The 2,294-nt window shown below is 34.7% G+C and carries 2 protein-coding genes; both read right to left on the reverse strand.

All coding sequences use genetic code 11. The features are described from left to right. Window positions 1–221 precede the first annotated feature (221 nt). On the reverse strand, window positions 222–677 hold the full coding sequence (locus tag H4O20_RS13350) for a hypothetical protein (RefSeq protein ID WP_110476669.1): 456 nt from the start codon (window positions 675–677) through the stop codon (window positions 222–224). Between the two features lie 386 nt (window positions 678–1,063). Beyond that, window positions 1,064–1,636, reverse strand: coding sequence for a hypothetical protein (locus tag H4O20_RS13355; RefSeq protein WP_185099595.1), 573 nt, complete (start codon window positions 1,634–1,636; stop codon window positions 1,064–1,066). Window positions 1,637–2,294 lie beyond the last annotated feature (658 nt).

Raw genomic sequence — 2,294 nt, forward strand, 5'->3', positions numbered from 1 at the left:
TGATGGCCCTGGTTTGCAACCAGTCCTACCATAAAATACTGATTATTTTCCTTCCAAATTCGCGCGCTTTACTGATTTTTTAAATAACCTAGCAAGTAAGGGTTATTGCACACAACGGTTTGGCTATGGTTTCGTTGCGTGAAAATCCGCTAGGATTTTCCGCCGTAAACCGAAGATAGCAAATTTGCGAGGATTTTCGGCAGAAAATCCGAAGCAATGAACTATAGCCGGTGTTGTAAGTAGTTTTTTCTTTCCGTTACTAATTCAGTTAATTTATTCAGTTTTGTTTTGTCGATTTTTTTCCAATCCATTTTATCAAATTCCAACGTGCTGAACTTTTTTAAACTCCGATACATTGGTAAAAGCACAGTCTTAAAATCTCCAGTCAGTTTATAAATCAGATTGCGTTTTTTGGTTATTCCACCACTTTTTGAGATAATAAAGTCAATTCCCTTTCCGTTTGGTTTTAGTTCAAAGAAATAACATTCTGGCTCCAAGTTCCAACATATTTCCGTTTCGATTCCGTTCAGAGTTAAAATCAGAGATTCACAAAGTTTGTCAGTCGGATTTTCGGGAACATTTGAAGTAATAAAATTCAATTCAAAGTCCGAAGTTTTAAAGTTTGTAGGTAACCAACCATTTTTAGGAATTTCAAACTTTAATTGCAATTTGCTCATTAATTTTAAATTTTAATTCCGAAAAGCACAATGAAAGCAAATAACACACAAATGATAGAAAAGACTTGAAAAAAGATTTTCATTCCTTTGAAAATCCCTGGTGCTTTTTCAACCAAATTTGGATTGTGCTTTTTATGAAACCTTAATTGGAATTTCACAATTATTGGTCCAACGAACCAAAAAATTAAAGCTGCGAAAATGAAAAATAATGTTGGTTTTATATTGTCCATAAATGTGCGTCAAAATTACTTACAACGGTCTCGTATAACCGTCAGTTACGGGATTAAAGATAATGTTTTTCGGTTTAGCACAGACGTTAGCAATTCCGAGTGGATTCGGACGCAGTCGAATCCGCCGTAATTGCGGTTATACAATGTTGTAGCACGTTATTTTTTATTTTCATAAAGTTCAATCGCTTTTAAGTATTTCATTCCGCCAGTCTTTGTTTGGTCGTGAATAAATCCATTCAGTTCAGGGTGATTTTTGTCAATCCAATTCAAGAGTCCGTCTCTGTTTTTCACAAATACTGAATCGTTGAAAATCACATATTTTGTTGTTTCAATACTGGTTATTTTATACTTGTCAAAATGGATAACTTGGTAAGTCACAATAGGCTCTTTATGAAGGAAAGAGATTCTTTTGTCTGTTTTTGAAATTTTAGCTTTTACAGTTCCATTTTCCTGTCCGATTTCGAGGATTTTGTAAGTCGGTTCAAACACAGAATCCCATTTTAGCCATTCCACGTATTCTTTTTTGGAAAATGTCTGTTCATAGTCATATTCGGTTTCCTTTGTCAATAGGCTATCGGTCAGCAAAGTTTCGATTCCAGAAACATCTGATTTGTCAAGAATTTTATAGTATTTCTTGGCAATTTCCAATTTATCAATTTCTTTTTCAGAATTTTTGCAGGAAATAATTCCGATTGTTATGAGTAATAAAAGAACTGTGAATTTATTCATTTTGCGTTTGGTTGGTCATAATGTGCTACAACGGTTTTGGCTATGATTTCGTTACGGAATGTCACGTGAGTGTCATTCCGACGTTGACCGAAAGATAGCAAAAATGAATGGAATTTCCGCGAGGAAATTCCGCCGTAATGAATTATAGCCGTTGTTAGCTTTTAGTGCTTTTATAATTCATTCCGTTTTTTGTTTTTTCAGTCAGCTTTTTATTCAGGTTTCTTTAATTTCTACGTTTAATTCATTCCACAAACTTGCTGAAATTCCGACCGTTTTTTAATTCAGGTTCGAGTGCGCAATTCCAGCGTTGTTTTTCCAGTTCCGATTGCGCAAACAAGCTAAAAAGTCAACCGTAATTCAATTCAGAGTTTGAGTGAGCAATTCCGCTGTTGTTTTTCATTCCACGTTTGAGTGATAATTCCGAAAATTTTGAAATTCCGCACACAGTTTTTCGGATTTATCTACTTTAAAATTCTAAAAAAAAATCGAAAAATAAACCAGGCTTTTTTCAAACCGCAAACTTGCTCTCGCATTAAAGCTAACGGTCTCGGCTATGAGTAGTTGCGTGGTTTAGCGATTAACTTTGCAAGTACACACCAAGTTGGAAATTCCGCAGGAATTTCCAAAGTAGACGAGAACAAGCAATTACTTATAGCCA

Origin of the sequence: Aequorivita sp. 609 (assembly GCF_014212065.1) — a bacterium.
Classification (GTDB): domain Bacteria; phylum Bacteroidota; class Bacteroidia; order Flavobacteriales; family Flavobacteriaceae; genus Aequorivita; species Aequorivita sinensis.

What these genes read in the sequence shown, in the direction of transcription:
- H4O20_RS13350 (WP_110476669.1), bottom strand. Translation starts at nt 677, where the DNA reads ATGAGCAAATTGCAATTAAAGTTTGAAATTCCTAAAAATGGTTGGTTA.
- H4O20_RS13355 (WP_185099595.1), bottom strand. Translation starts at nt 1,636, where the DNA reads ATGAATAAATTCACAGTTCTTTTATTACTCATAACAATCGGAATTATT.